The sequence below is a fragment of the Microcystis sp. M53603_WE2 genome (assembly GCF_030065435.1).
In genome coordinates this window covers 1-2281 of the sequence record NZ_JASJFF010000147.1, presented here as the reverse complement: position 1 = coordinate 2281, position 2281 = coordinate 1, and the positions used below count along the sequence as shown (strand labels likewise).

The 2281-nt window shown below is 40.9% G+C and carries 2 protein-coding genes and 2 pseudogenes; 3 read left to right on the top strand and 1 reads right to left on the bottom strand.

Annotated features, from left to right (window positions below):
- Window positions 1-197 precede the first annotated feature (197 nt).
- From PX481_RS03410 to PX481_RS03400, 3 genes and pseudogenes are all read left to right on the top strand, one after another.
- Window positions 198-1028: pseudogene (locus tag PX481_RS03410) on the top strand (formylglycine-generating enzyme family protein); the annotation flags it as partial.
- 344 nt (window positions 1029-1372) lie between these two features.
- Window positions 1373-1495 carry a hypothetical protein gene (locus PX481_RS03405; protein ID WP_002763733.1) on the top strand — a complete coding sequence of 41 codons (123 nt, stop codon included), beginning with the start codon at window positions 1373-1375 and terminating at the stop codon, window positions 1493-1495.
- 87 nt (window positions 1496-1582) lie between these two features.
- Window positions 1583-1819, top strand: coding sequence for a ribbon-helix-helix domain-containing protein (locus tag PX481_RS03400; protein WP_002763732.1), 237 nt, complete (start codon window positions 1583-1585; stop codon window positions 1817-1819).
- A 359-nt stretch (window positions 1820-2178) separates the two neighbouring features.
- Here the strand turns inward: PX481_RS03400 and PX481_RS03395 are convergent.
- Window positions 2179-2281: pseudogene (locus PX481_RS03395) on the bottom strand (IS200/IS605 family transposase); the annotation flags it as partial.

Genomic DNA, 2281 nt, shown 5'->3' with positions numbered 1-2281 from the left:
GTATTTGCCAGGTTCCAACTATCATTAACAACAGTAGATATCTGGCTCGTCCCAGTTCATTTTCTAACACTTTCTGGTATAGTTCACTTATCATTTTCGTTATTTAGGTCATATATGGTAAATATGACTTATCTTTTTTTGGAGTCTGTGTCTGTATTTTATGATACATAAGCTTTTCAGCTTGCTTGTCCCCCTGTCAGGTTTTAAATGCCTTACAACCTGTGGGATGGAATTCTCCCCCGTCACCTCCACCAGCACCGGCAGCAGTCAAAAAGCCTGTTTCACCAATACCCCTAATTGCTTCACCTACTCCATTTACCGAAAAACTACCCAATCGAGTCACAATGGAGATGGTGAGCTTACCAGCAGGTAAATTTCTCATGGGTTCTCCTGAAAGTGATCCCGATGCTAAAAGCTATGAAAAGCCTCAACACCCAGTTAAAGTCAACAGTTTTGCGATTGGCAAATATCCAGTGACTCAGGCACAATATCAAGCAGTAATGGGAACAAATCCCTCTTATCTTAAAAACAATCCCCAAAATCCGGTAGAAAGTGTTAGTTGGGAGGACGCTCAAGCCTTTTGTCAGAAATTGAGTCAAATAACTGGCAAAACCTATCGCCTACCGACGGAAGCGGAATGGGAATATGCTTGTCGTGCGGGGACAACCACTCGCTATTATTTCGGTGATGATGCCAATCAGTTAGGAGATTACGCTTGGTATGACGGAAATTCTCAGAAGACAACTCATCCTGTGGGTCAGAAAAGGCCCAATGCTTGGGGACTCTATGACATGATTGGCAATGTTTGGGAGTGGTGCGAGGACAATTGGCATGATAGCTATGAGAATGCACCAAAGGATGGCAGTGCTTGGATAAAAAATGGTAATGATAATCGTTCTCCATTGCGGGGCGGTTCTTGGTTCTTCAATCCTGCTTTCTGCCGTTCCGCTTTCCGCAACAGCTTCTTCCCCAACGGCGACGTCAACTACGGTTTTCGGGTGGTGTGCGGTGCTGGGAGGACTCTGTAACCCTTTTTCCCTTTTTACCCTTTTTCTCTTTTTCCCGCCTAGCGGCGGGTCGATTTTTTTTTTTGAGCCGTAGGTTGGGTTTCGTTCCTCAACCCAACCCAATTATTTAAAAGTGTTGGGTTTCACTATCGTTCAACCCAACCTACGATCTACTGATTATTTATTCCCTTTTTTGCATGAGTGCATGAGTAGAAAACGGGTTTCTCGGAGAAACCGGTTTTCTGTGGGTTACTCAACGGATTTAGGATAATATTGGTGCGTTACGTCGCGTATGTAATTAATGTAAATTAAATAATATTGTTGCGCTCCTAACGCACCCTACCTACTCTACCTACTCATTTCCCTTGTTTCAAGGCTCTGCCTTAAAGCAATATTCAGGTAGAAGCTGGGAACGAGATAATGCTCTCATTGACCAACTCAAACAAGGAGCGATCGCCGATCTCGGAAGGGGCGTTAATGTTATGTAATGCACCTCAACTAACCTATTTTAGCTAATCCTTGTAGTAAAATGAAACAGGACACTCGACTTAACCCTTAACCTTACAAAAGTCATCATGAATATTCAACTAAAACCCAATCAAGAACAATTTATCCAAAAACAGTTAAAAAGTGGCAGATTTAATAATTCAGAACAAGTCATAGATACCCCTTTTTACTTGCTAGAAATCCTCGATCAAGATTACTTACAATGGGTAGAAGAAACTCGTCAAAAAATTGACGTTGCCATAGCCGAATTAGATAATGGAGAGGGATTAGATGGAGAAAAAGTCATAAGTAGTCATGCAAAATAAATTTCCTAGTGAAGACAGGCAAGAGGCAATAGGCAAGAGGCAAAAGCTTTATCGAAATGTGTAGTTAATTTTGCTTAGGTACTTAAATGATATACTCGAAAAATTTAAAAAAGCGCAACAAAAATAATTATCGAAAAGAAGATAAATAATTATGACAGAATATACTATTAGTTCGGGAAACATTTTTGAAGACTTAGGCTTTGCTAATGCAGAAGAAAAACTCGCTAGGTCGATTTTTTTTGAGATTTTCTAGGGTGCGGACTAGGCAGCTTTTGCCTTTTTGGGGAGCAGTTTAAGGAGGTTATAATACTAAATCCAGTTAATGAACTACCCCGCCGCAAGCGGACGGGGTATCAGAATCAAAATAGACTCAATTGTAGATTTTGGTGTAGCTGCAGGTATTCTTTATCTTGTTCTTTTACATATCTCGCTATCATACCTTCATCCCCATGCTTTCCTACC

Excerpts from the sequence above, each read along its gene's own strand:
- PX481_RS03400 (WP_002763732.1), top strand. The coding sequence starts at position 1,583 with ATGAATATTCAACTAAAACCCAATCAAGAACAATTTATCCAAAAACAG.